This window comes from Exiguobacterium sp. 8A (genome assembly GCF_902506275.1).
GTDB lineage: Bacteria > Bacillota > Bacilli > Exiguobacteriales > Exiguobacteriaceae > Exiguobacterium > Exiguobacterium profundum.
This window is the reverse complement of sequence record NZ_LR733630.1, coordinates 1,391,245-1,415,558: the sequence shown is the minus strand read 5'-3', so window position 1 is coordinate 1,415,558 and position 24,314 is coordinate 1,391,245. Positions and strand designations below refer to the sequence as shown.

24 protein-coding genes and 1 riboswitch are annotated in these 24,314 nt (G+C 50.8%); of the genes, 19 read left to right on the top strand and 5 right to left on the bottom strand.

All coding sequences use genetic code 11. The annotated features are described in order from the left end of the window. Nucleotides 1–24 precede the first annotated feature (24 nt). From GVY42_RS07375 to GVY42_RS07345, 8 genes are all read left to right on the top strand, one after another. On the top strand, nt 25–1,101 hold the full coding sequence (locus GVY42_RS07375) for a nitric oxide synthase oxygenase (RefSeq protein WP_159562787.1): 1,077 nt from the start codon (nt 25–27) through the stop codon (nt 1,099–1,101). 14 nt (nt 1,102–1,115) lie between these two features. After that, entirely contained in the window at nt 1,116–1,535 is a 420-nt protein-coding gene (locus tag GVY42_RS07370; protein WP_074036085.1) for an RDD family protein, read from the top strand. A 125-nt stretch (nt 1,536–1,660) separates the two neighbouring features. Continuing rightward, nucleotides 1,661–2,512, top strand: a complete 852-nt coding sequence (locus tag GVY42_RS07365) for a DegV family protein (RefSeq protein ID WP_074036087.1) — start codon at nt 1,661–1,663, stop codon at nt 2,510–2,512. Nucleotides 2,513–2,532: 20 nt separating this feature from the next. Continuing rightward, nucleotides 2,533–2,859 carry a thioredoxin family protein gene (locus tag GVY42_RS07360; RefSeq protein WP_159562786.1) on the top strand — a complete coding sequence of 109 codons (327 nt, stop codon included), beginning with the start codon at nt 2,533–2,535 and terminating at the stop codon, nt 2,857–2,859. A gap of 86 nt (nt 2,860–2,945) precedes the next feature. Then, complete coding sequence (locus GVY42_RS07355) at nt 2,946–3,347, top strand: (4Fe-4S)-binding protein (protein WP_074036089.1); 402 nt, start codon at nt 2,946–2,948, stop codon at nt 3,345–3,347. Nucleotides 3,348–3,361: 14 nt separating this feature from the next. After that, nucleotides 3,362–4,255 (top strand): DUF5996 family protein, encoded by an 894-nt coding sequence (locus GVY42_RS07350; protein ID WP_236548939.1) that lies wholly within the window; start codon nt 3,362–3,364, stop codon nt 4,253–4,255. Beyond that, a complete protein-coding gene (locus GVY42_RS16465; protein WP_074036091.1) occupies nt 4,256–4,528 on the top strand; it encodes a GNAT family N-acetyltransferase in 273 nt (90 codons plus the stop codon). Nucleotides 4,529–4,543: 15 nt separating this feature from the next. Further along, nucleotides 4,544–5,626: a low temperature requirement protein A gene (locus tag GVY42_RS07345; protein ID WP_201302250.1), complete on the top strand. Its 1,083-nt coding sequence runs from the start codon at nt 4,544–4,546 to the stop codon at nt 5,624–5,626. Nucleotides 5,627–5,656: 30 nt separating this feature from the next. Here GVY42_RS07345 and GVY42_RS07340 read toward each other — a convergent pair whose 3' ends face one another. From GVY42_RS07340 to GVY42_RS07330, 3 genes are all read right to left on the bottom strand, one after another. After that, entirely contained in the window at nt 5,657–6,382 is a 726-nt protein-coding gene (locus GVY42_RS07340; RefSeq protein ID WP_047795005.1) for a hypothetical protein, read from the bottom strand. A gap of 84 nt (nt 6,383–6,466) precedes the next feature. After that, nucleotides 6,467–8,788, bottom strand: coding sequence for an FtsX-like permease family protein (locus tag GVY42_RS07335; RefSeq protein WP_159562784.1), 2,322 nt, complete (start codon nt 8,786–8,788; stop codon nt 6,467–6,469). A 12-nt stretch (nt 8,789–8,800) separates the two neighbouring features. Beyond that, the gene (locus tag GVY42_RS07330; RefSeq protein WP_159562783.1) at nt 8,801–9,499 is read right to left on the bottom strand and encodes an ABC transporter ATP-binding protein; all 699 of its coding nucleotides are present in this window, start codon (nt 9,497–9,499) and stop codon (nt 8,801–8,803) included. Nucleotides 9,500–9,660: 161 nt separating this feature from the next. Here GVY42_RS07330 and GVY42_RS07325 point away from each other — a divergent pair, with 161 nt between their 5' ends. Both GVY42_RS07325 and GVY42_RS07320 read left to right on the top strand, forming a co-directional pair. Beyond that, nucleotides 9,661–10,491: a DegV family protein gene (locus GVY42_RS07325; RefSeq protein WP_159562782.1), complete on the top strand. Its 831-nt coding sequence runs from the start codon at nt 9,661–9,663 to the stop codon at nt 10,489–10,491. A 288-nt stretch (nt 10,492–10,779) separates the two neighbouring features. Continuing rightward, nucleotides 10,780–12,459, top strand: coding sequence for a GGDEF domain-containing protein (locus tag GVY42_RS07320; protein ID WP_159562781.1), 1,680 nt, complete (start codon nt 10,780–10,782; stop codon nt 12,457–12,459). 45 nt (nt 12,460–12,504) lie between these two features. Here GVY42_RS07320 and GVY42_RS07315 read toward each other — a convergent pair whose 3' ends face one another. After that, nucleotides 12,505–13,146 (bottom strand): homing endonuclease associated repeat-containing protein, encoded by a 642-nt coding sequence (locus tag GVY42_RS07315; RefSeq protein ID WP_074036101.1) that lies wholly within the window; start codon nt 13,144–13,146, stop codon nt 12,505–12,507. Between the two features lie 452 nt (nt 13,147–13,598). Here GVY42_RS07315 and GVY42_RS07310 point away from each other — a divergent pair, with 452 nt between their 5' ends. The 6 genes from GVY42_RS07310 to GVY42_RS07285 all read left to right on the top strand — a co-directional run bounded on the left by GVY42_RS07310 (nt 13,599) and on the right by GVY42_RS07285 (nt 19,497). Continuing rightward, entirely contained in the window at nt 13,599–14,411 is an 813-nt protein-coding gene (locus GVY42_RS07310; protein ID WP_074036102.1) for an undecaprenyl-diphosphate phosphatase, read from the top strand. Between the two features lie 80 nt (nt 14,412–14,491). Beyond that, nucleotides 14,492–14,634, top strand: a riboswitch (FMN riboswitch). A 152-nt stretch (nt 14,635–14,786) separates the two neighbouring features. After that, nucleotides 14,787–15,851: a bifunctional diaminohydroxyphosphoribosylaminopyrimidine deaminase/5-amino-6-(5-phosphoribosylamino)uracil reductase RibD gene (ribD, locus tag GVY42_RS07305; RefSeq protein WP_159562780.1), complete on the top strand. Its 1,065-nt coding sequence runs from the start codon at nt 14,787–14,789 to the stop codon at nt 15,849–15,851. After that, nucleotides 15,851–16,492, top strand: coding sequence for a riboflavin synthase (gene ribE / locus GVY42_RS07300; RefSeq protein ID WP_159562779.1), 642 nt, complete (start codon nt 15,851–15,853; stop codon nt 16,490–16,492). The genes ribD and ribE (GVY42_RS07300) overlap by 1 nt, the downstream gene beginning before the upstream one ends. After that, entirely contained in the window at nt 16,492–17,676 is a 1,185-nt protein-coding gene (locus tag GVY42_RS07295) for a bifunctional 3,4-dihydroxy-2-butanone-4-phosphate synthase/GTP cyclohydrolase II (RefSeq protein ID WP_074036106.1), read from the top strand. The genes ribE (GVY42_RS07300) and GVY42_RS07295 overlap by 1 nt, the downstream gene beginning before the upstream one ends. Further along, nucleotides 17,673–18,137 (top strand): 6,7-dimethyl-8-ribityllumazine synthase, encoded by a 465-nt coding sequence (gene ribE / locus GVY42_RS07290; RefSeq protein ID WP_074036107.1) that lies wholly within the window; start codon nt 17,673–17,675, stop codon nt 18,135–18,137. The genes GVY42_RS07295 and ribE (GVY42_RS07290) overlap by 4 nt, the downstream gene beginning before the upstream one ends. Nucleotides 18,138–18,261: 124 nt before the next feature. Then, nucleotides 18,262–19,497 carry an HD domain-containing phosphohydrolase gene (locus GVY42_RS07285; protein ID WP_159562778.1) on the top strand — a complete coding sequence of 412 codons (1,236 nt, stop codon included), beginning with the start codon at nt 18,262–18,264 and terminating at the stop codon, nt 19,495–19,497. A gap of 37 nt (nt 19,498–19,534) precedes the next feature. Here the strand turns inward: GVY42_RS07285 and pruA are convergent, their stop codons facing one another. Next, nucleotides 19,535–21,079 (bottom strand): L-glutamate gamma-semialdehyde dehydrogenase, encoded by a 1,545-nt coding sequence (gene pruA, locus GVY42_RS07280; protein WP_159562777.1) that lies wholly within the window; start codon nt 21,077–21,079, stop codon nt 19,535–19,537. Between the two features lie 171 nt (nt 21,080–21,250). On the opposite strand from pruA, the gene GVY42_RS07275 reads away from it, so the two are divergent. The 3 genes from GVY42_RS07275 (at nt 21,251) to GVY42_RS07265 (ending at nt 24,281) form a co-directional block, all read left to right on the top strand. Then, entirely contained in the window at nt 21,251–22,054 is an 804-nt protein-coding gene (locus GVY42_RS07275; RefSeq protein WP_159562776.1) for a hypothetical protein, read from the top strand. A gap of 13 nt (nt 22,055–22,067) precedes the next feature. Continuing rightward, complete coding sequence (gene bcp, locus GVY42_RS07270) at nt 22,068–22,505, top strand: thioredoxin-dependent thiol peroxidase (RefSeq protein WP_074036111.1); 438 nt, start codon at nt 22,068–22,070, stop codon at nt 22,503–22,505. A 414-nt stretch (nt 22,506–22,919) separates the two neighbouring features. Further along, nucleotides 22,920–24,281: a sodium:alanine symporter family protein gene (locus GVY42_RS07265; protein ID WP_047795008.1), complete on the top strand. Its 1,362-nt coding sequence runs from the start codon at nt 22,920–22,922 to the stop codon at nt 24,279–24,281. Nucleotides 24,282–24,314: the final 33 nt, after the last annotated feature.

Below are 24,314 nucleotides of genomic sequence, written 5' to 3'. Positions count from 1 at the left end.
GAATCGAGTGAGGAGACCTTAGATATGAATCTGTATGAACAAGCGAGCGACTGGATGCGGCAATGGCATGACGACCCTTCCGAACGCCTCCGAGAAATCAAAGATGAAATTGAGCGCACGGGCACCTATTCATTGACGACGGAAGAGTTGTGTGAGGGTGCCAAGGTGGCGTGGCGGAATTCGAATCGTTGCATCGGCCGCTTGTTTTGGCAGACACTCCATGTGATTGACGCACGGGACGCCGATACGTTTGAGGCTGTCTACACCTATCTTGTCGACCACCTTCGGTTCGCCACGAACGGCGGAAAAATCCGTTCGACGATGACGGTCCTTCCGAACGAGTTCAAACTATTGAACACACAATTGATTCGGTACGCGGGATATGAGACACCTGACGGAATCATCGGAGACCCGATGTCCGTCACGATGACGAAACGAGCGAAAGAACTCGGATGGGTCGGAGCCGGCACGCCGTTCGATATCCTCCCGCTCATGATCACGGACGGGCGAGACGTCCGCTTGTTTGAGTTGCCGAGTGAGGCCGTGCTTGAGGTGGACATTCGGCACGAGGATGTGGACTTGTTTGACGGACGGACCATCAAATGGCACGCAGTCCCAGCGATTGCGGATATGGAACTAGAGATCGGAGGTCTACGGTTTACCTCGGTCCCGTTTAACGGCTGGTATATGGAGACGGAAATCGGGGCAAGGAATTTGGCCGATACGGACCGTTATGATTTGTTGCCGCTCGTCGGACGGTCACTCGGGCTCGATACGACGAAAGAGCGGTCGCTTTGGCGCGACCGGGCACTCGTCGAATTGAACATCGCCGTCCTGCAATCGTTCGAGCGGGAAGGTGTGACCATTGTCGACCACCATACGGCTGCCAAACAGTTCAAGCGGTTCGAAAAAAACGAACGGGACGCGGGGCGTGACGTCACCGGGCAATGGAGTTGGCTCATCCCGCCTCTCTCTCCTGCGACGACGCACGTTTTTCACGAGCATTACGACAATCAGATCAAGACACCGAACCTGTTTGCTCGAAGTGGATGTCCGTTCTCAGGGTTTCGTCAGCCGGTAAAAGAGGAATTGAAAGGCTAGAACCGAGAGAAAGGATGATTGCTGTGGCAGTCCCACTTTGGAAACGAGCCGTCGCTGGTCAAATCGACCAACTCGTCTTTCAGACACCGGCAAAACTGATTGAAAAGGCAGTCCGTAAGAAGATTTGGCCAGACAAAGAAGTGAAACGGTATTACTTACCGACCGTTGTGACGATGGCCGGAGAAGTCTATTGTATGTTGTATCGAAACGGTCAGACGATAGGAGACCGTGTCGTCGGAATTAAGGTCGTGAGTGCGGATGGACGCCCGCTTTCATTGGAGCAAGTCATCAAGCGGACACTCTATAAAGACGTCGTCTACCCGGCGACGCTTGGGATTCCGCTCATCCGTGCACTTCAACAGATGAAGTCGAATAAAGACCTCGAGTTGCCGCATGATGAGTTCGCCCATACAAAATTGATCTCGACCAAATGAAGAGGAGCAGGGCGACCGTGTGTCGCTCTGTTTTTTCGTCCCGTTCGGTCGAGTAGGAATAGCGGCGGGAAATAAGGTATAATGGGATTGGACAAAAATGAACGACTATTGGAGGCTTTTTAGTTATGACAAAAATCGCATGGATTACCGACAGTATGGCCAACTTCTCTCAAGAAGAGGCAGCAAGTCTCGGTGTCGATATCGTTCCGATTCAATTGATCGTGGACGGGAACGGCTATAGTGAAACCAAACTCTCGCTCGAAGACCTACATCGGTATATGATTGACCAAAAGAAAGAAGCGAAGACGTCACAACCGATCTTCGGAGATTTCATCGCCCGCTACGAACGCTTGAAAGAAGAGGGATATGATTGTGCCATCGCCGTCCATTGCTCGAATGGATTGAGCAGTACGGCGAAAAATTCGAAAGCAGCTGCCGAAGCGGCTGACTTTACCGTTTATACCATCGACTCGCATGCCGCACTCGAGGCGCAACAAGAACTCGTCCGAATCGGCAAGGCCGCTGAAGCTGAAGGCAAGTCAGTGGAGGAAATCGTCGCCCTTCTCGAAGCATGGCGTGATAAGAAGAACTTCTTCATGATCATCGGAAACATGGAGACGATGCGCCGAGGCGGTCGTGTTTCTTCCGGTGAGATGTTCCTTGCGAACATCTTGAACATCAAGCCGATCATCACCCTCGATGAGACGGGGAAAGTCATCCCGTTCAAAAAGGCCCGTTCATTGAAGAAGGCTTATGCGGAGATGGTCGGTGAACTCGAACGTCGTCACGCGGAAAACGGTGTGAAGGACAATCGGGTGTTCGTTCAGACGGCACTCGCACCGAACATGCAAGATGACCTCGTCGCACTCATCGAGTCGAAATTACCAGATCTTGAAGTCGTACGGACTCGATTCTGTCCCTCGATTGCGGTACATGCCGGATTTGAGACGGTCGGTGTCTTGTGGCTCAACTCTTAATCAAGTAGGAGGAATGCAAGATGGAAGCAATGACAACCTTGACTGGATTGAATGAACGGATTGCGAGCACGGAACAGCTGCTCGTCTACGTGTCACATCCGGGATGCAGTGTCTGTCATGCGCTGAAACCTCAGATTGAAGAGATGCTCCTTCAGTTCCCAGAAATTGAGGCGGTCGCGGTAGACTCGGATGAAGTGCCGGAAGTCGCAGGCGCCTTCTCCATCTTTACCGTGCCGGTCGTCCTCTTTTTCATCAACGGGAAAGAAATGCTCCGCCGGGCACGATTCGTGCCGATCGGCGAACTGACGCATCAACTCGAACGCATGCAAGAAATGAGACAAGCGTGAATATGACCCATCATCCTGTCATGGGATGATGGGTTTTTTTCATAGTGTAACGGGTAAATACCCGCAAACACATAAGGGGTGATTTGATGCGAGGCAAACAATACGTGGGAGAATCGATTGATGTGTACTATGATGTGTCGCTCTGCGTCCATGCGGCGGAATGCGTACGGGGATTGCCGGAAGTGTTCGATACGAAACGGAAGCCGTGGATCTTACCGGATGGGGCCGAGGCTCCTGATGTCGCGACGGTGATTGAACGCTGCCCGAGCGGTGCGCTGCAGTTCGTTCGGAAGGATGGTGGAGATGCGGAGGAACCGGACGTCCCGACGTCTGTTAAATTAAACGACTGGCAACAAATCGAGGTGCGTGGCGACCTTCAAATCGAGCAAGGGGATGAGGTCATCTCCACGTATCGGGCCACGCTCTGCGGGTGTGGACAATCCGGGAAGCGACCGATTTGCGACCATAGTGGCGCGTGTAAAGGATGAGAGGATGATGGATGATGCAGATTCCACTACATTCGGACTGGCATGATACAAAGTTGACCTTGCATTTGATTTCCCAACTACTAGGGAAGATTAGACTCCAACTGGCCCCACCTGAGCCGCAATGGGGGCATGTCTCGCTACCGCTCACGGTTAATGGGTTCACGACAGGGCTGTTGTTTGAAGGGGAACGGGCACTCCAGCTTGATGTGGATCTACTAAGTTCTTGCCTTGTCGTTCATGTCGAAGATCAGACAGACGCCATCCCGATTGAAGCGGGGAAGACAATCAAGTCCTATCATGACGACTTATTCAATCGACTGCGGACGCATGGGGTCGACATACGCATCAACCCGAAACCACAGGAGATGACCTTCCAAGGACTTCTCGATACGGACGAGACACCGCTCGCTTATGATGCGGCGTATGCCCGGCAAGGATTAAGGCTGTTTCAACGGGCGGCGCACGAACAGCTGACGTACCTATCGAAGCTACGATGCCGGAAAATCAAACCGGCACTCTTTTGGGGGACGTTCGACGTGTCCTCGCTCGTCATCTATCCGATCGAGCATCCGTTTCCGGAAGACAAAGTGATCGAGCGCGTCGCCTTCGATGAACAGTTGATTGAATTCGGATTTTGGCTTGGGGATGATGTGACGGAACGACCGAGCTATTTTGTCTTGCCTTATCCGTTCCTGTTCAGACCGCTACCGACCGAGACGCTCAAGCCGGAAGCGGCTTATTATGACGCGGAGAAGAGTGAATTTTTCTTGCCGCTTGATGAAGGAACGAGTGGGGAAGTCCAAGCGTTTTTGTCTACATCGTTTGACATCTTGATGGACGAGATGGATTGGACGATGCGTGACCATTTCTTTATCCCGCTAAAACTAGAAGAGGAGAGTGGTGAGTAAATGGAAATTAAACAGAAGGAAAATACGTTTTACGTCGGGGACGAGGCGAAGCCATCGGCAGAACTGCACTACGTGCCGACGGGGGCGGACAAACTGATTGTCGATCATACGTATGTCAGTGATGAACTTCGAGGACAGGGAATCGGAGAGAAACTTGTTGTCGCCGTGGTCGAATATGCTCGGGAAGAAGGAAAGACGATTATCCCACTCTGTCCCTTTACGAAAAATCAGTTCGACCGACATGCCGAGTATCACGACGTGTTGGCGAACTGAACCGGGGTGGGCTAGATGGAAGAAAAACGAGCCACGTGGTTAGAGCTCTTCTATGACCTGGTTTATGTCGCTGCGATTGCGACGGCGACCCATGTCCTTCTTCATACCCATCATGGTGTCATCCCGTTCGAATATGCCTCGAAGTTCGTCCTCATGTTCATCCCGATTTGGTGGGCGTGGGTGGGGCAGACGATGTTCATCAACCGCTTTTTCGAGGATGCGATTCACCAGCGTCTGTTCGTAATTGGACAGATGATCTTCGTATTGATTATGACGGCGAGCTTGAGCGTGGATTTTGATGACTACTACTATTCATTTCTCATTGGCTACTTAGGTTTGCGCGTCATGACGGTCTTGCAGTATACGATGGTAAATCGACGTATTCAAGACCCGGCGGCACGCTTTTTAGGCACCTATTTTTGGATTGGAATCGGCGTCTCGTCGTTGTCCATCTTTTTTGATGGAAGCTTGCGCTACGTCGTGCTGTATCTCGGGATCATCATCGATTTGATTGTACCGATCATCGGTCGGAAACGCTTGGCCATGACGCCCATAAACTTAGGATATTTGCTCGAACGCTTTGGTCTTTTGACCATCATCGTCTTAGGGGAATCCATTATCAGTATCTTGGCGGTGCTCGAGCCGCAAGACGGGGATATTCGGTCTATCAGCTTTTCGATTTTAGCATTCATCGTGCTCATCGCCATTTGGTGGCAATACTTTGACAACATCGAAAAGAAAGTGGACAAAGACGCGGTCGGGACCGGTCAAATCATTTTGTACGGTCATCTGTTCATTTGGATGTCACTCAGCGTTCTGGCGAGCATGATGAAACTGATGTATCTCGGGGAGTTGGATGAGCGCTTTGAAGTGATGGTGACGTTCGGTGCCGTTCTCGTCTACTTTTTGTCGACGACGCTCGTGTTTCACAATCATCGCTTCCCGGAAAGCCGGTTGCACTGGGGCTATTTCGTGTTTTTCGTCGCGCTCATTCTCGTGTTCACCGGCCTCCATCTATTCGTCCTCGTCTCACCGTTAATCATCATGATTGAACTCGCCATCTTCTTCGCCATCTATGCGAAACTGACGACCACATAAAAATGGAGCACCGCGGGGCGCTCCATTTTCTTATTCTGCTGCTTGTGGGACGAGATAAATCAAGCCAAACGGGTTATGCAACAAGTTGTCGATCGTCGTCCGCTCATCTTCTCCCATCTCGACCGTGAAGGCGCGACCGTCTTCAAAGGCGAAATGGTCGCCATCGCCGAACATCGCGCCACCTGAGATGAGGTGGAAGTTGAACGAATGGATTACGTGGATGGCATCTTCAATGTCGAGTGTCATCGGCACAGCCACGTCTGCATGACCGAACGCTTTCATTCCCCATGACATATAGGCGTTCTCTTCTTCTGTGATAGCCGTGAGAAGCGAATAGTCGAGTGCGAGGTCTTCTTCTTTTGATTCTTGCCACTCGTCTTTCGAGTAAGAGACACCAGCTGACTCGACCATGACGCCAACTCCACCTGCGTTTAAGACGGCGTTTGCGGCACGACGTGCAGCGGCGACGTCTGTCAAATCGTTGACGTCGACAATCAAGTAGACGACATGCGTATGACGAGCGATTCCTTTCGCGACTTTCGGGGTGAACCCGCCAGAACTCGCGTGAATCATCGCCTCGGCGAGGGCTGGGTCACGTTCGACGACTTCTACGGTGAACGCCTTCCCTGTCTCATCTTCGAGCAACAACAGACCGGCCATCGTGTAGCCTTCACTATGTAAACTGATTTGTTCGCTGACGCCTTCTGCGGAAGACCAGTTTCCGGGAATGGCGAGCATGACTTGTGTACGATTCATGTGTATCATCCTTTTCTGCAAAAGTCAGGTCTCTCCTCAGGAGAGACCTGGTCTATCTCTTATTATGCCCTATTTTGGCATGAATTATTCTTGATACGTCTTTAAAACTTCCTGAAGTGGGATTTGATCGATTTTTCGGCGGCTGATGAATGTACTCATGAAGAAGAGGAGAACGACTGCACCGAGCGTATAGACGATATACATCCATTCAAATTCAAGTGGGAGCACGAGCCCATAATCTTCCGCGAAGACGACGACGATGACTCGAAGCGTCAACAGGGCGATGGGGATGCTCAAGAGGGCGGAGATGAGCGCGTAGATGAAGTAGCTGTTCAAAATCATCGAGCGGACTTCCCGTTTTTGATATCCCATCACTTTCAACAAGGAGATGACGTAATAGTTCTTCTCGACCGTCAGTGCCGTCAAGACGAACAGGATGCTGAAAGCGATGAGGGACGCCCCACCAATCAAGACATTCATCATGAAATTCATATATTGGTTGATCGATTCGGACTGATCAATCAACCCTTGGCGTGACAGAATAGTCGAATAGTCCGATTCGCTCGGACGCTCCGTCGCATAGATACCGTTGAACAGATCATCCGTTGCGCCAGCGGTGAGAAGTTCACTTAACGTCGCCCGGGGCAAATAGGCGAAGTCGCCAGAGAATTCATCGGCAATCCCGATAATGGGATAGGTCAACGTGTCCCCGTCGAGTGCGACATCGATGTCTTGACCCACATCGAGGCCGAGTTTTAGCGCGAGTGAGGAGGAGACGACAAGGCCGTCGGGTTCAAGTGTCAACACATCCCCATCTTCGTTTTGGAGTGGGAACAAGGTGTTGTCGAAGTCTAGTCCCTTCAAGGTGATCAGGTTATCTTCGACAAAGGCGAACGGATAGGTGAGGAACGGTTCTTGTCCCGCTTCTAAAACCGGTGTCCCGTCTGTATACGCCTCGTATTCATACACCGCTTCGTTCAATCCGCCAACGGTCATACGGTCGACGGCGCCGTTCATCATGAGGGCGAAAACGATGAGAATCGTCGAGAAGAGGATCCCGAGAAAGAAGATGAGAAAACTCCCCGTGCTCTTGACGGCATACAAATATTTGAACTTCGTCTTGCCACTCGCCCGTCTCAACAGGCGACTGACAAGTCGACTGAGTCGATTCAATGAGACATTGTCCCGTGGTGACAAGAGGGCAAGGGCGCTCTCACCCATAATTTTATAGATGACAGCTCCTGCAACGAGCGCAAAGAAGAGGAGCGGGGCGAACACGGCTGTCACGAACACGAGTGGACTTTGGGCGATGGTGATGGACGGTAAAAGATAGAAGTCGAGATAGAGTTCTTTCAACGGGTTCGCGAAATAAAGCCCCAGGAAATAACCGATGATGAGCATAAAGAATGCGAAAACCAAGATGAGCACCAAGTAAGGCGATGCGATTTGCCGACGACTATAACCAATCGCCTTCAACAGTCCGATTTGTCCTCGTTCCGCCTCGAGCATATTTGAGATCAGGATGGCGACGATGATGACAGCGATAGAAACGATAAAGAGACTGAGTCCGAGCGCCATCGCCTTGCCGGATGAAATCTCACTGTAGATGGCACCACTTCGGATAATATTTTCCGTCTCCATGACCGAGACGACAAACGGGAGGTCTATGTCGGTCTTGATCGCTTGATCGGTCACCCCGGACAGTCGGAAAGACTCTTGCCCGATGAATGTTTCGAACGATTCATCCGTCATCAAGAGGAGGGTCTGTGAACCAGGGTCCAAGTTGAAGAAGTTATCATCGAAGAGTGGGAGCGTATAGTCCGGAAAGAGGACAAATCCACTCACCGTGAACGGTTTGCCGATGTCGATTGTGTCTCCGATGTCGATACCGTTCTCCTCTGCATATTTTTTATTGAGGGCGACTTCGTCATTCGCGCTCGGTCGATCACCGGCTTCGAGGTAGGAGCGGTTGATCGTGTCTGATTCTTTGACGATCAATCCCCGATGTTCAATATCATCGAACGTGTAGGTGATGGCTTTTAAGTCACGGAGTTCAATCGTAGCATCCGGCATCTCCTGTTCGACGGCAGCGATTCGCGATGCGATCAGACGATTGAAGACTTCCGCATCGGCTTGTTTGATGTCAGCCAATGTGAACGTTCCTGTTTCCGCGAGCGTGGCGACAGCGGGGTCGCGTAACTCCTCTTCCGTCACCCGATTGAGCATGTCAATCGCAAAGTCTTCCTGATTCGATTCTTCCAGATACTCTTCAGTCGGGACCTCGATTCCACTGATGCCATAGAACATCATCGTGTACGTGAGTGAACTCATGACGATGATGATGGCGATGGCGAGGAGTTGCATCCACTTCCGATTTAATGTCTTCCAGACGTTTTTATACAGCATGTCGCCACCCCCTTATCCCCAATGGATGTCACGTGCCGCGACCCGGGTCTCATGATGGGTCACCTCCACGATTCGACCGGAGTTCATCTTGATGACATCGTCCGCCATCTCGCTGATTCCATTATTGTGTGTGATGACGACGACTGTTTTTTGATACGTCTTGTTCAATCGTTCCAATAGTTCGAGTACTCTCTTCGAATTTTCCTCGTCGAGTGAGCCCGTCGGTTCGTCACAAAAGATGATGGCGGGATTTTTGGCGAGGCTGCGGGCGACGGAGACACGTTGCTGCTCACCGCCCGATAGTTGATAGGGGTATTTATCACGTGCCGCTGTGAGCCCAACTTGTTCGAGCAATTCATCAATCGGCAGCGGGTCTTTCGTTAAGTCAGAACCAATTTGTACGTTCTCATAGACGGTCAAGTTTTGAAGAAGGTTGTATTGTTGGAAAATGAAGCCAAGATGGTCGCGTCGAAAAGCAGTCATCTGATCGACGGATAGGTCGGTCAGCACGGTGTCGCCGAACGTGATCTTACCTGAGGTGACCGTGTCGAGTCCGCTGATGACGTTGAGCAGTGTACTCTTCCCGCTCCCGCTTGGACCTAGGATCACGACGAACGCGCCATCCCGGATGGTGAGGTCGATCTCTTTCAAGGCGGCCGTTTCCACGTCGCCTGTCTTATAGATTTTGCTGACGTTCCGTAGTTCGATCATGCCACACACGCCTCCTTTATTTGTTATCTAAGGTATACCCTTTTCAAGAAGTGATTGGACGAGCTACACATAGGATGTTTTGAAAAAATAGTGAAACCGCTTCACCTGTGATAAAATAATATAACCAGGTACTAAAAACTTTTTTTAAGGGAGAACTCTTTATGAAGATTGCTTACATCACGGACAGCACGATTGTCCTTCCAGATGCATTAGCGCAACATCCTGACATCCACATTGTCCCGCTCTATGTCGTCAAAGGGGACCAGCCGTATAAAGATGGAATCGAAGTCGATGCGAAAACGGTTTACGAGTGGATTGACGCGGGAGAGCGCGTCTCGACGAGTCAGCCCGCGATCGGGGATTTCGTCACACTCTATGAAAAATTGAAAGAAGAGTACGATATGGGCATCGCGATTCACCTATCGTCTGACCTGAGTGGGACGTATTCGGCGTCCGTTCAAGGGGCTGAGATTGCGGAGTTCAAGTTGCTCGCCTTCGATTCACGGGCAGGTATCTATACGATGGGACTCATGTTCGAGGAGTTGATTGAACGCGTCGAAAGAGGCGATGCGCTTGAAGACGTGGAAGCATACATGAAGAAGCGCGTCGAGGACGTCCGCATCGAATTGACGCTTCAAAACTTGACGCAGATGCAAAAAGGCGGTCGAATCTCTAAATCGAAGGCGCTCATCGGGAACATGCTTCAATTGAAACCTGTACTTCGATTCGAAGACGGTTTGATTGTCCCGTATCAAACGGTCCGCACATACAAGAAAGCACAAGCCCATTTGTTCGAAGTGTTACGTGCGGCAATCGAGTCCGGTGAATGTCAGGACGTCTCGATTTTCCACGGAAATGTCCCTGAGCTTGCTGAGGAGTGGAAAAAACAACTCGGTGACACGATTCCGATCAGAGTTGATACACTCGCACCACTTCTTGGGGCGCATACGGGATCCGGGTCAATTGGAATTTCTTATTTGAAAGCGAAATAATGATTAAGGGCGGTCCTCCTACGAGGATCGCCCTTTTACGTATTCTTTTGTTTCCGCAAATAGAGAAGTGTGATAGTGAGCGAATAGATGATCAAAAACGTGATTAGAAATAGAGAAAAGTCCATGGTTAGCCCCCTTTATCCAAGTTGTTGCCGACATCTAGAAAAGCGAAACATCAAATTGGGAATCATTTCAATATTTCATTGTCTCAACTTTCAAACAATTGCTGGAATGTTTTTGCATTACGGGTCATACTAGAAAAAATGAACGAGAAAAGGGGGGAAGACGATGCGATTTCGGAAGTACCTAGTTCGGAGCTGGCTCGCGTGGACGCTCGTCTTCACGGGAGTGACGTATTTGACTTTCCAAAACCTTGAGGCGTTCGACTGGCCGTTGTTTTGGTTCATCTATACGCTTGGGGCATTGTTCGTCATGAATCCTTTAAAGCGCAGGCATCTTCACTTCACGTTCCATGAGATGTTTGTCTTTATCACATTCTTTTTATACGGACTGGCGCCCGCACTGTTGATGGGGCAATTGCTCCTCTTCACGTTTCAGGCGCGAGCCTTCAATCGTCGCGTCGGGCGACGACGGTTCCTTCATTTCTATCCGCTCAACACGGTGATTGAATGTCTGCTCGTTCTGTTGCCGGGGCTCGCCTATATCGCTCTCGGTGGACGGATCGGAGAGCCGATTCATTTGATGCAACAAGGCGTGGCGATGTTGGCGTTTTTAGGCACCTTGTTCCTCGTCTTGACGATGAGTTTTGCTTTATCCTACTTCATGGTTGGAGAACGGATCCCGTTCCCGATTATGTGGCGATTGATTCGCTTTGATTGGCTCGTCGTGTCACTCGAGCTTTTGTTCTCGATGATTGCCATCGAGTCGTATCTCGTCTTCGGTTATGTCGGACTCATCGTCACGTTCTTCGTACTATCTGTCCTAAAGATGACGATGTCGAAAGCGACGGAGACGGAAGAAACCAAGTCGAGAGTCGATCAAGTCGAACGCTTGAAAGAACAGCTGTACCGCGTGGACAGCGAGCAATTGTTGATTGAGAAGTTTTGGAACGGTCTACGTGATATCGTCGAAGTGGAGCGTGGTTGGCTACAGGTCAATCGAAAAGGGGAGCGGACGTTTTATGATATGACCGGTCGCGTCATCCCGAGTGTGCCGGATGCCTTCACGATTGAACGGTATCATGATGAGGACGAACCGTGTTTCGTCTATGACTCGCTCCATGAATGGCATCCTGAATTGCAGCGAAACCAACAGGAACTACACCATTCGGCGCTCGTCATCCAACCCGTTTGGGGAGCGGAGACGGCGGTCAGCTGCATGGTATCGACGACGGCAAACGGGGCATACGAAACTCCGATTGCGGTTGAAGTGAACCGCCTCCTCAAGACGTTATCTTGGTCAATCGAACGCATCGATGAACGCAAACGTTTGCAACACGAGAGTTTGACAGATCCGTTAACGGGATTACATAATCAGCGGGCACTACGACGTTGGACGAAAGAACGTTTGAACGATGTGGCGTCCTATCCGCTCTCTGTTTTCTTGATCGATTTGGACCACTTCAAATCGATCAATGACACATACGGTCATGCATTCGGGGACGAGGTGTTGATTGAAGCAGGTCAACTCTTTACTCGCAATGTTCGAGCGACGGACTTGGTGACGCGCTACGGAGGCGAAGAGTTCGTGTTCGTCTTCCCGAGAATGGATGAGGCGGCCGCCAATCTGGTCGGCGAAAAGATACGAAACGCTTTGAAGCGCCATGATTTTGGGACAGAAGGCACGCGCATCACGGTGACGGCGAGTATCGGGATTGAAACGATTTATGAATATGAAGACCTCGATACAGTCTTGCGACATGCGGACCGGGCCATGTATGTCGGGGCGAAATTCAACGGGCGAGATCGTGTCGCCCACTATCATGATTTATCGACTGAAGTCAGATAAAAGGAGGATCCACCAAAACGGGGATCCTCCTTTCGTATGAAATGATTATGAGTTCGTATTATAAAGTTCAGATTCAACCGCATGAACGGCGGCTGACCAGGAGCCATAGCGATGCAAGATCGCTTTCGTTGAAGGTTTGTTGTTGCGCTTTGCCCATTCACGGTAAGCTTCGAATGAGAGCGAGAAGCCCATTTCCTGAATGGCTTCACGAAGGGCGTTCGAGAGTTCTGTTTTCGAATAGGTCACACTCGCCTCAAGCCCTGCTTCGGCACAGGCATCATGCCACGAACCGAACGTCTTGACGATATGATAATGGCTCGGTGCCTTCGGATGGAGCTTTCGCCATTGCTGATACTTCTTCAAGGTGATGATCGAGCCCATGTCTCGCGAATAAATGGCGAGCGTCTCGATGATGTCCTCGCGTGTATACTTCGGCATTTTGTCTGGCAATTCGACGGTTGACTCTCCATGCCATTCATAGCCTGCGATGGCAAGTGCCTCAGCCCATGACCCGAACTGACGAATGATCGACTCAGGAGACGGCCAATTCTGTTCCATTGCGAAGCGGCGATAGACAGAACGGCGTGGACGTTCCTTCAACAAGTCCCCGAGAAGACGAATGCAATGGATCATCCTTTGCTGTTCGGTAGACAAGTGATGGGATTTAGTGGATAGCGTTTGATTCAATGATGGTTCCTCCTTCCGTGGACTCAAATCTGAACCGACAAAGATAAAAAAATGCTCCTACAATCATACTATCGGATTGTTTTTCGGATTTATTAACGTGATTTTGAAAAAAATTAAACAATTCCTAGGAATTGGATAGGACTAAAGTCGCAGTTGATAATTTCAAAAAATGGTAACAGTTCTATTACAAATTAAATCGAATTTCGAGAGAAATGTAAACATAAAGTTTTAATCACCCAAATTTGTAATATTTTTATAAAAAAGTACCCAGCTGGAGAGTTGGGGTCATCGCCTTCGCTCCAGATGAGTACCCTTCTATAATAAATTTAATTTTCAGACTAATCAATCAAATATTGAAATTACGGCAAAAAAATTTTAATGGCTGGTCAATGAAAGACCGATTCTGCTAAAATAGCCGCATTGAGTGAAAAACAGAAAAGAGGATCATCACTATGACAGTTTGGTTATTTTATACGTTACTTGGATTGATTCAAGGGTTCACAGAGCCCATCCCGATTTCATCGAGCGGACATCTTGTCATCTTCCAAGAACTATTTAACATTGACTTGCCGGGATTGTCATTTGAAGTTTTCGTAAACTTTGCATCGCTTCTTGCGGTTTTAACAATCTATCGTCAAGACGTCGTTCGTCTTATCATGAGTTTGTGGACGTTTTTATTTAAGAAAGACCGGTCGGATGAGACGATGGTCGATGTGAAGTTCATCGGGCTGTTACTTGTCGCGACCGTTCCGGCCGGTGTGCTCGGTGTCCTGTTTGGTGACTGGATCGCCGAGGTGCTCGGTGGCGTGGCGACAGTCGGCTATACACTCATCATCACGGGACTCGCCCTCTGGTTCATCCGGAACATGCGAGGAAACAAGGGCGACGGTGGCATTACGCTACGTGACGCCGTATTGATCGGACTTGCTCAGGCCGTGGCGCTCATTCCTGGGATCAGCCGTTCCGGGGCGACTATCGTCATGGCGATGCTCCTCGGGATCAAACAGGAATCCGCGCTTCGGTTCTCGTTCTTCCTGTTCATTCCGATTAGTCTCGGGACGATGATCTTGGACGGTCCGACGTTGTTCACAAACCCAGACACGCGTGATTTGTTCGGTCCGCTCCTTTTGGCATTTATCGCATCATACGTGTTGACCGCCATTTCATTGAAGTGGTTCCAGCACATCATGGCAAAAGGCGAATTGAAGTATTTTTCATATTACTGCTGGATTGTCGGGCTTCTCGTCGTCCTCTTTCTCGCATAATCGAGGCGCTACTCTCACGAGTAGCGTTTTTTGTTTTGCGAAATAAAAACAATTGCGATACAGTAAACCTGTACAAACAAATATTCCTTCGGGGTCGGGTGAAATTCCCAACCGGCGGTGATGGGCCTTTGCCCTAAGTCCGTGACCCGGGCGCACGTGTGCGAACGGTGGATCTAGTGAGACTCTAGAGCCGACAGTATAGTCTGGATGGGAGAAGGAACAAAAAACAGGTCCACGTGACCTGTGCTTCGTCGTACGCTTTTCTGTATAGAAAACGTTTATTTGGCTTGCCAAAATTCGACGAAACCCTCCCACCAAGACCCTAAGGACTGCTCCTTAGGGTCTTTTGTTTGTACGGAAAAAGGAGGGAGAACGATGAAACAGTACATGGAACAGGCCATTCAATTGGCGAAATCAGCCGATGGACAGACCGGTGTCAATCCACTCGTCGGTGCCGTTCTCGTGAAAGACGGACGTATCGTCGGAATGGGTGCCCACCTTAAGGCGGGCGAACCACATGCTGAAGTGCATGCGATTCGAATGGCCGGTGCGGCTGCATCCGGGGCGACTTTATATGTCACGCTCGAACCGTGCTCGCATCACGGTAAGACACCGCCGTGCGCCGATTTGATTGTAGAATCGGGCATCAAACGTGTCGTCGTCGCCATGAAAGATCCGAATCCACTCGTCGCAGGCAATGGGATCGTGCGCCTGCAAGCGGCCGGTGTCGAAGTCGATGTGGGTCTGCTTGAGGAAGAGGCGCGTGCCTTGAATCCGGCATTTTTGCGGTCGCTTGAGACGAAACGACCATACGTCATCTTGAAGACGGCAACGAGCCTCGATGGGAAAGTTGCCTTAGAGACGGGGGAGAGTCAATGGGTGACGAGTTCGGAAGCCCGTCGTGATGTGCATGAACTTCGTGCCACGGTCGATGCGATTTTGACCGGGATTGGCACGGTGCTCGCGGATGACCCATCGCTTACGGTTCGATTGGACCGCGTGACGCGACAGCCGAAACGAGTCGTGCTCGACCGTGACTTAAGGTTACCGCTCGCTAGTACGTTAGCACGTACCGCCGAAGACGTCCCGGTGCTCCTCTTCACTTCGTCAGATGAGGCAGAACGACGTGAACGAGCTCAAGCCGTCGGTATCGAATTATTCGATTATACATCACTCGGTACGGTTCTTGAGACGCTATACGCAAATGGGATTGGGCGTGTGTTGATCGAGGCCGGACCGACGCTTGTCACCTCACTTCTTGACGGAGGCTACGTGGATGAATGGGTCGCCTATCAATCACCACGGGTGTTCGGTGGGAAGCATGGCGTCTATCGCTCACAGCAGGAAGGGACGATCGATGGGATATCCCGTTTTACGATTCATCAGGTCGAAACGATTGGACCCGACCTGAAAGTCGTCCTTCGAAAGGGGCCGCTCTGATGTTCACGGGAATCGTAGAAGAAATCGGATCGGTCAAAGCGGTCAAGCGCAACGGACCATCTTTACGACTCGTTTTGTCCGCTGTGAAAGTGCTTGAGGATGTGAAGCTCGGGGACAGCATTGCCGTGAATGGGATCTGTCTCACGGTGACGACGTTCGATGACGCGACGTTCTCTGTCGATGTCATGCCAGAAACATTGAAGGCATCGAGTCTAGATGGGGTCAAGCCTGGAACACCTGTCAATCTCGAACGAGCGATGCCGGCGAACGGACGGTTTGGCGGACATTTCGTATCCGGTCATGTCGACGGGGTCGGGCGAATCACGAAGAGACGTCCTCTCGCGAATGCGGTCTATGTTGATATCCAGTGTGACCGCGCGCTCCTTTCCTACATTGTCCCGAAAGGCTCGATATCTGTAGATGGAACGAGTTTGACTGTGTTTGACGTGTCAGAGCGTGGGTTTACCCTGTCCTTGATTCCACACACATACAGCGAGACCGTGCTTGGGATGAAACAGACGGGTGATTTAGTCAATTTAGAATGTGATCTGTTAGCAAAATATATGGAAAAGGTCGTCGGGCAGTCGAAGATGACGCTCGAGTCTTTGGCGGAACAAGGATATGGAAAGGCGGGATGGTAATGTTTGATTCGATTGAACGGGCGGTTGAGGAACTGAGACGAGGACGTCCCATCATCGTCGTGGATGATGAGGACCGTGAGAATGAAGGGGACTTTGTCGTACTCGGTGACAAGATGACACCGGAAACGATGAACTTTTTGATCACGGAAGGGAAAGGACTCGTCTGTAGCGCCGTAGCAGAAGAAGTGGCAGTTCGTCTCGACCTCGCGCCGATGGTGACGAACAGTACAGACCCACACGGTACCGCCTTCACGGTCAGTGTCGACCATATCGATTCGACGACTGGTATCTCGGCGAGTGAACGGTCTCACACCGTTCGTGAGTTAGCGAACCCATCGTCCCATCCATCCGATTTTCAACGTCCGGGACATCTGTTCCCGCTCATTGCGAAGAAGGGAGGCGTCTCCGTTCGCCGAGGTCATACCGAAGCGTCTGTCGACCTGGCGCGTCTCGCAGGAAGTGAGCCGGTCGCGGTCATCTGTGAAATCATTCGAGAGGACGGGGAGATGGCACGCGTACCTGATTTGGTACAAGTCGCTGAACGCCACGGGTTGGCATTCATCACTATCGAAGCGTTAGTCCGATATATGGAGGAGAACCTCGTCACACGTGTTGCGGACGTGTCCCTACCTTCCTCAAAAGGAACGTTTCGCATGATAGGGTATGAGAATCGAATGGACCGTGAAGAGCATGTGGCGCTCGTGACGGAGACACTTGAGGAGGTCCCGCTCGTTCGCATTCACTCCGAATGTCTGACCGGTGACGTCTTCGGTTCGTTCCGATGTGACTGCGGTCCGCAACTGGACACGGCGATGGCACGAATCGAGCAGGAATCGGGCATCGTGCTCTATATGCGTCAAGAAGGGCGAGGCATCGGACTGTTGAACAAACTGAAGGCGTACGCCCTTCAAGAGAATGGATTGGATACGGTCGAGGCGAACGTGGCACTCGGGTTTCATCCGGACCTTCGGGACTATCGGGTGAGCGCGGCGATGCTTCGTGATCTTGGCGTCACCCGTGTCCGGCTCATGACGAACAACCCCGATAAAGTCGATGCCTTGGAATCATGTGGCATCACAGTCGTCGAACGCGTTCCGATTCATGTCGGTGCGCATGAAGCGAACGAATCGTATCGCCTGACGAAACAACTCAAAATGAATCATATTGGAGGAACATGGACATGACCTATACATTTGAAGGAAACTTAGTTGGAGAAGGCTTAAAGATTGGAATCGTCGTCGGACGGTTCAACGACTTGATCACGATGCGTCTGCTTGACGGGGCGAAGGATGCCTTGAAACGTCATGGAGTGAAGGAAGAGGATGTGTCGCTCGCTTTCGTCCCAGGAGCATTTGAACTTCCGCTCGTCGCGAAAAAAATGGCGATGAGCAAACAATACGACGCGGTCATCACGCTCGGAGCCGTCATTCGTGGTGCGACCCCGCATTTTGATTACGTCTGTAACGAAGCGGCAAAAGGGATCGCCCAGGCGAGCTATCAATCCGAAGTCCCGGTCATCTTCGGCGTGTTGACGACGGAGACGATTGAACAGGCGATTGAGCGTGCAGGAACAAAAGCAGGCAACAAAGGGTGGGAAGCGGCGACTTCTGCCATCGAGATGGCCAATCTGTTAAAGCAAGTCTAATCAAAACCGGGTGGCGACCACCCGGTTTTTCAAATGGGTAAACTAGGATGAAAAAACTGAAAAATGGGTAAAATAAGTGCATGGAACGAATGCATGTATTTGAACGATAAGGGAGGTTTGGCACATGGCAACTTCGCACGAATCATTGACGTTACAGTTACAACAACAAGAGCGACTCCATCACCTGCTTTCGTCACTCCTCAATCGCTTTTTAACGACAGAGATTGCGGATTTCAAAAAGCGGGTTGACCAATCGCTAGCCGAACTTGGACATTATTTCGCGGTCGACCGCGTCTATGTCTTCGATTACGATTTTACGAATCAAGTCTGCCATAACACGTTCGAATGGTGCGCCGAAGGAATCACGGCTGAAATGGACAATCTTCAAGACGTGCCGATTGATGTGCTGCCCGAGTGGGTGAATACCCATGTGGCGGGTGAGACGATGTATATTCCACGGGTCGTCGATCTACCTGAAGGGAGCGCCGTCCGCGCCATCTTAGAACCGCAAGCGATTCAAAGTTTGCTCGCGGTCCCCATGATGCAAGGGAAGTCGTGTCAGGGATTTGTCGGGTTTGATTCCGTCGTCTCGGAACGGACGTACACGGAGTACGAACAACAGGCGCTACAAGATTTCAGCAATGCGCTGCTCGGGGCGGTCGAGCGACACCGCATCGAGGCCGGGAGGGAAGAAGCGCAGCGGGTCCTCGCCGAGCGTGAAAAAGAATTGATCGATTATCAAGAGGGGCTTGTCCGCACGCTGTTACGTTTGTCCGCACTCCGGAACAACGAGACGGGGAACCATATCGAGCGGGTGCAGGATCTATCGACGCTGTTCGCGACGATTTTATACGATCATCACCATCCGGAAGTGTCACCGCTCTTCATCGAAGGAATCCGTCTCGCGGCACCGCTCCATGATATCGGCAAAATCTCTGTTCCGGACGCAATCTTACTCAAAGCGAATCAACTGTCCGACCAGGAATGGGTATTCATGCGTGACCATGTGCGTGTCGGCGGCGAAGTGTTGAAAGATTTGCAGACACAGTTCCCTCAGAACTACTTCATTCAAATGGCCTATCACATCGCGCTGTATCATCACGAGCGCTGGGACGGCACCGGGTACAACCAAGGACTGAAAGGGGAAGACATCCCGCTCGCGGCTCGAATCGTCACCATCATCGACGTCTATGACGCACTACGGACGGTCCGACCGTATAAACCGGCCTATACTCATGAGGATGCGATTCTTGCGATGCGAGATATGGAAGGGGCGTTCGACCCGACTTTGTTCGAATTATTCCTGGTTCATCAAGAAGAAATCGCCATTATGTTCGATCAGACATTTAAAGCACACTAAAAAGGAGACGTCCCCTCGGGGAGCGTCTCCTTTTTGATTAGAACGTTTCAGATGTTGTTTTCGCTTGCATGTGGAGTTGGATGTAATCCGGGCCACCTGCTTTTGAATCCGTACCTGACATGTTGAATCCACCGAACGGCTGATAGCCGACGATTGCGCCTGTGCAACCACGGTTGAAGTAAAGGTTCCCAACGTGGAAGTTTTGGCGAGCGTATTCTTGATTCATACGGTCACGTGTGAGGACCGCCCCTGTCAAGCCGTATTCTGTGTTGTTCGCGATATCGATTGCTTCTTTGAAGTCTTTCGCTTTCGTGAAGGCGACGATTGGTCCGAAAATCTCTTCTTGCATGAGGCGTGCTTTCGGGTCGACGTCTGCGACGACAGTCGGCTCGATGAAGTAGCCTGTTGAATCGTCTGCTTTCCCACCTGCGACGATGCGTCCTTCTTCTTTTGCGACATCGAAGTACGATGTGATCTTCTTGAAGGCCGATGCATCGATGACTGGTCCCATGAAGTGTTCGTTCTTCTCTGTGTTTCCGACAGAGAGTTCGTTCGTGAGTTCGACGACACGGTCGAGTACCGTATCATACACGCTGTCGACGATGACGGCACGTGAACAAGCCGAACATTTCTGACCAGAGAAACCGAATGCCGATTTCACGATCGATTGTGCAGCGAGCTCGAGGTCGGCTGATTCGTCGACGACGATCGTATCTTTTCCACCCATCTCCGCGATCACGCGTTTGAGCCAAATTTGACCTTCGTTCAACTTAGACGCACGTTCGTTGATGCGGAGTCCCACATCACGCGATCCTGTGAAGCTGATGAAGCGTGTCTTCGGATGGTCGACGAGATAGTCCCCGACTTCTGCACCCGGTCCCGGGATGAAGTTGAGCACGCCTTTTGGAAGACCTGCCTCTTCCATCACTTCGACGAATTTCGCAGCGACGATTGGCGTCGTCGAAGCTGGTTTCAAGAGAATTGTGTTACCGGCGACGATGGCCGCAACTGCTGTACCGGCCATGATTGCGAATGGGAAGTTCCATGGGCTGATGACGATCCCGACCCCGAGTGGGATGTAGTCATACCGGTTGTATTCGCCTGGGCGGCTCTCCACTTTCTTGCCTGGTTTGAGTTCGAGCATTTGACGTGCATAATATTCCATGAAGTCGATTGCTTCCGCTGTATCCGCATCTGCCTCGTTCCACGGTTTACCCGCTTCTTTGACGAGGTAAGCCGAGAACTCATGCTTACGTTTGCGGACGATGTTCGCTGCTTTGAACAAGACGTCGGCGCGGACAGCCGGGTCGACATGGCGCCATGAGTCAAATGCTGTGAGTGCTTCTTGCATCGCACGTTCTGCGAGCTCTTGGTTCGCTTTTGACACGCGACCGATCACTTCTTCTTTGTTAGCCGGGTTGTAAGACGTGATTTTACCTTCCGTCGTAACCTTTTCCCCACCAATTACGAGCGGATAGTCTTTCCCGAGCTCACCGTTCACTTTCTCGATTGCCGCTTGGATTGCTTCGGCATTCTCTTTTTGTGTAAAGTCTGTGAATGGTTCATGTTTGTATGGAATCATTCTCGTTCCCCCTTAAAGTGATGTTGAGCGTTAAAGCGCTTACGTCTGTATTGTATCGAAATTATCGTAGAAATCCTAGTGAAACAATTTTCCAGAAACACATGGCATTGGAGCAAGAAATCGAGACGTGATAGGATGGGGGAGAACACGGCTTTAGAAAGGACGAACAACATGAAAAAATGGTTCATTCCGCTACTCCTCGTCTTCATGCTCGGGGCATGTGGGAACGAGGAAGAGACGGTGGTAGAAGAGACAGACCGCGCATTGCCGCACGCTGTCACGAACGTGTACGCAGACTATCAGACGGCACTTGAGTCTGGAGACGCTGAGGCACTCGCATCAATTGATTATGCTGGCCGGTTGACCGAGATTCCGGCGACTGGTGCCGTCACCCGTCAATTGTCTCCTGGTGAGATTTATAAGAGCTGGGTCAACGAAGAGGAAGACGTGGCGTTCCTTGTCCATGAGATGATCGATGAAGAAGGGAACCCGCTCCCGAACCGACTCAGTAAAATCGCTGTGAAGGAAGGGGATGAGTGGTCACTAGTCATCACACCTGCCGCTTTACCAAAAGACGTGATTGCCGAGGTCGGAGAGTTACTCATCGGTGTCCAGGCGAACGAGTACGGAGTGAATGCCGAAGCGAACGCCCGTCTCGCCGAGATTCCGGAAGATGAGGCTGGTCCGATCTATGACCAAGTCAACGCACAGACGGACTATATGGCGCTCGAGGCAGACAATAACGTCTTCCTGCTCATGGCGGAAACGTTGACGGTCGAGGAGAACCAAACCATCATGACCGACTATTTCAAAGCGTATGAGACGTGGTACACCGATAACGAGGAGACGCTCCGAAAAGCGGCTGCAACGGAAGATCCAGTCGAGTATATCGAAGTGCTTGACCCGTTAAAGACAAAATTAGAAGAAGCGATCGATGGCTATGACGAACAACTTGTCGACCCATCGTTTGGCTAAGGAGGAACAGCAGATGCTCGCACCAACATTTTCATTACCGAACCAAAACGGAGAGATGGTTTCATTAAAGGACTATCTCGGCAAGAAAGTCGTCTTATACTTCTATCCTCGAGATTCGACACCTGGTTGCACGACCGAGGCATGCGATTTCCGCGATGCGTTGCCGAAGATGGAAGGCGCGGTCGTCCTTGGGGTATCGGCCGACAGTCAAAAGAAACATCAAAACTTTATCGCCAAGAATGACCTCCCATTTGATTTACTCGTGGACGAGGAACATGAAGTGTCCGAGCTTTACGGCGTCTGGCAGTTGAAGAAAAATTACGGGAAAGAATATTACGGCATCGTCCGTTCGACTTTCTTGATCAACGAGGACGGCTATATCGAACAAGAGTGGCGCAACGTCAAAGTGAAAGGTCACGTCGAAGAAGTCGTGGCTGCCATCCGTTCGTAAAACGAGAAACTGAAGGAAAGGTCATGAACGGTTTCAGACTGTAGACAACGCATGGGTCTACAGTCTTTTTTGTTCCCTTAAGAGTCTCGCCTGCCCGTAATTGGTCGCTGCTATCAAACCGCTTCGAGCGTGCTTTATACGGTTGCAACCACTCCATTTCTGATTGAGATGTAGTCTATCGATTAACGGTTCGTAGTGATCATGAAATCCGGGCTCATGCAGTTGAATATATTACAATCATATTTCGAAATAAATTTTAAGAATCTTTTAGATACAAGGGTTCAACGAAAATATTACAATTATATAACGTTTTGAAAACGCTTTCTTTAGGCGGTGTACCTTGACTCGATTGTGAATGTTCTGAAAAATATAGGGAGAGCGCTCAAATCAAGAACGTAGGAGGAGAGCAACACGGTGAATCAAATTGAAAGTTGGCTGACGAGTTTATCCAATCTCGTCTGGGGGCCACATCTACTCATATTACTCGTCGGGACAGGGATTTTCCTGACCGTCCGTCTCGGATTTATCCAAGTGACGCGACTTGGGGTCGGTCTGAAAGAAGCATTTATTCCGAAACCAGAGCAACCGAAGAAAAAGCAACGCGGGGACATCTCGCATTTCCAAGCACTTATGACGGCATTGGCGGCCACGGTCGGTACCGGAAACATGGTCGGTGTCGCGACGGCGATTGTCCTCGGGGGACCGGGTGCTGTCGTTTGGATGTGGTTATCTGGTTTCGTCGGGATGGCGACGAAATACGCTGAGGCTATCCTGGCGGTCAAATATCGTGTCGTCGATGAACGAGGCGAAATTGCCGGGGGTCCGATGTATTACTTAGAACACGGACTAAAGAAAAAGTGGCTCGGCGTCTTGTTCGCCGTCTTTGCATCGGTCGCAGCCTTTGGGATTGGGAACGGGGTCCAAACGAACTCGATCAGTCTCGCCTTGAACAACTCGTTCAACATCCCAATGGTTGTGACAGGGATCGTCATGATGGCGGTCACGGCATTCGTCATCTTAGGTGGTGTCAAATCAATCGGAAAAGTCGTCGGAATCTTCGTCCCGTTCATGATTTTCGCATATGTCGGGAGTGGGCTCGTGATTCTCATCATGAACCTTGAATTGGTACCAGGTGCCTTATCGACAATGTTCTCGAGCACATTCAGTGCTGAAGCCATCGGTGGGGGTGCGTTAGGTGCCGCGATTCGCTACGGGGTCGCGCGCGGTGTGTTCTCTAACGAGGCAGGACTTGGATCTGCACCGATTGCGGCCGCGGCAGCGAAGACCGACTTCCCGGGACGTCAAGCACTCGTTTCGATGACACAAGTGTTGATCGACACACTCATCGTCTGTTCTATCACGGGACTCACGATCGTTATGGGTGGTCAATATACGGAAGGGCTTGAAGGAATTGCCTTGACGCAAGCCTCGTTCGCTTTCTTCTTAGGACCTATTGGTGAAATCATCGTGACGATCTCGCTCGTCTTCTTCGCCTACTCAACCGTCCTCGGCTGGTGTTATTACGGTGAACGTTCAGCGTATTATTTACTCGGGGAAAAAGTGATCGTCCCATATCGTGTCCTCTACATTTTAGTCGCGGGACTCGGTGCGATGACGACGAACTTGAATTTGATCTGGTCCATCTCGGATGTGTTCAACGGTCTCATGGCTATCCCGAACTTGATTGGACTCTTGTTCCTCTCAGGTGTGGTCGTCGCCGAGACAAAACGATTCGAACTCGAACGGAAAAAAGAACGGCAGTCATCTGCCGCTTGATGAGAAAACCCGCCGGACAGCACGTGTCGGCGG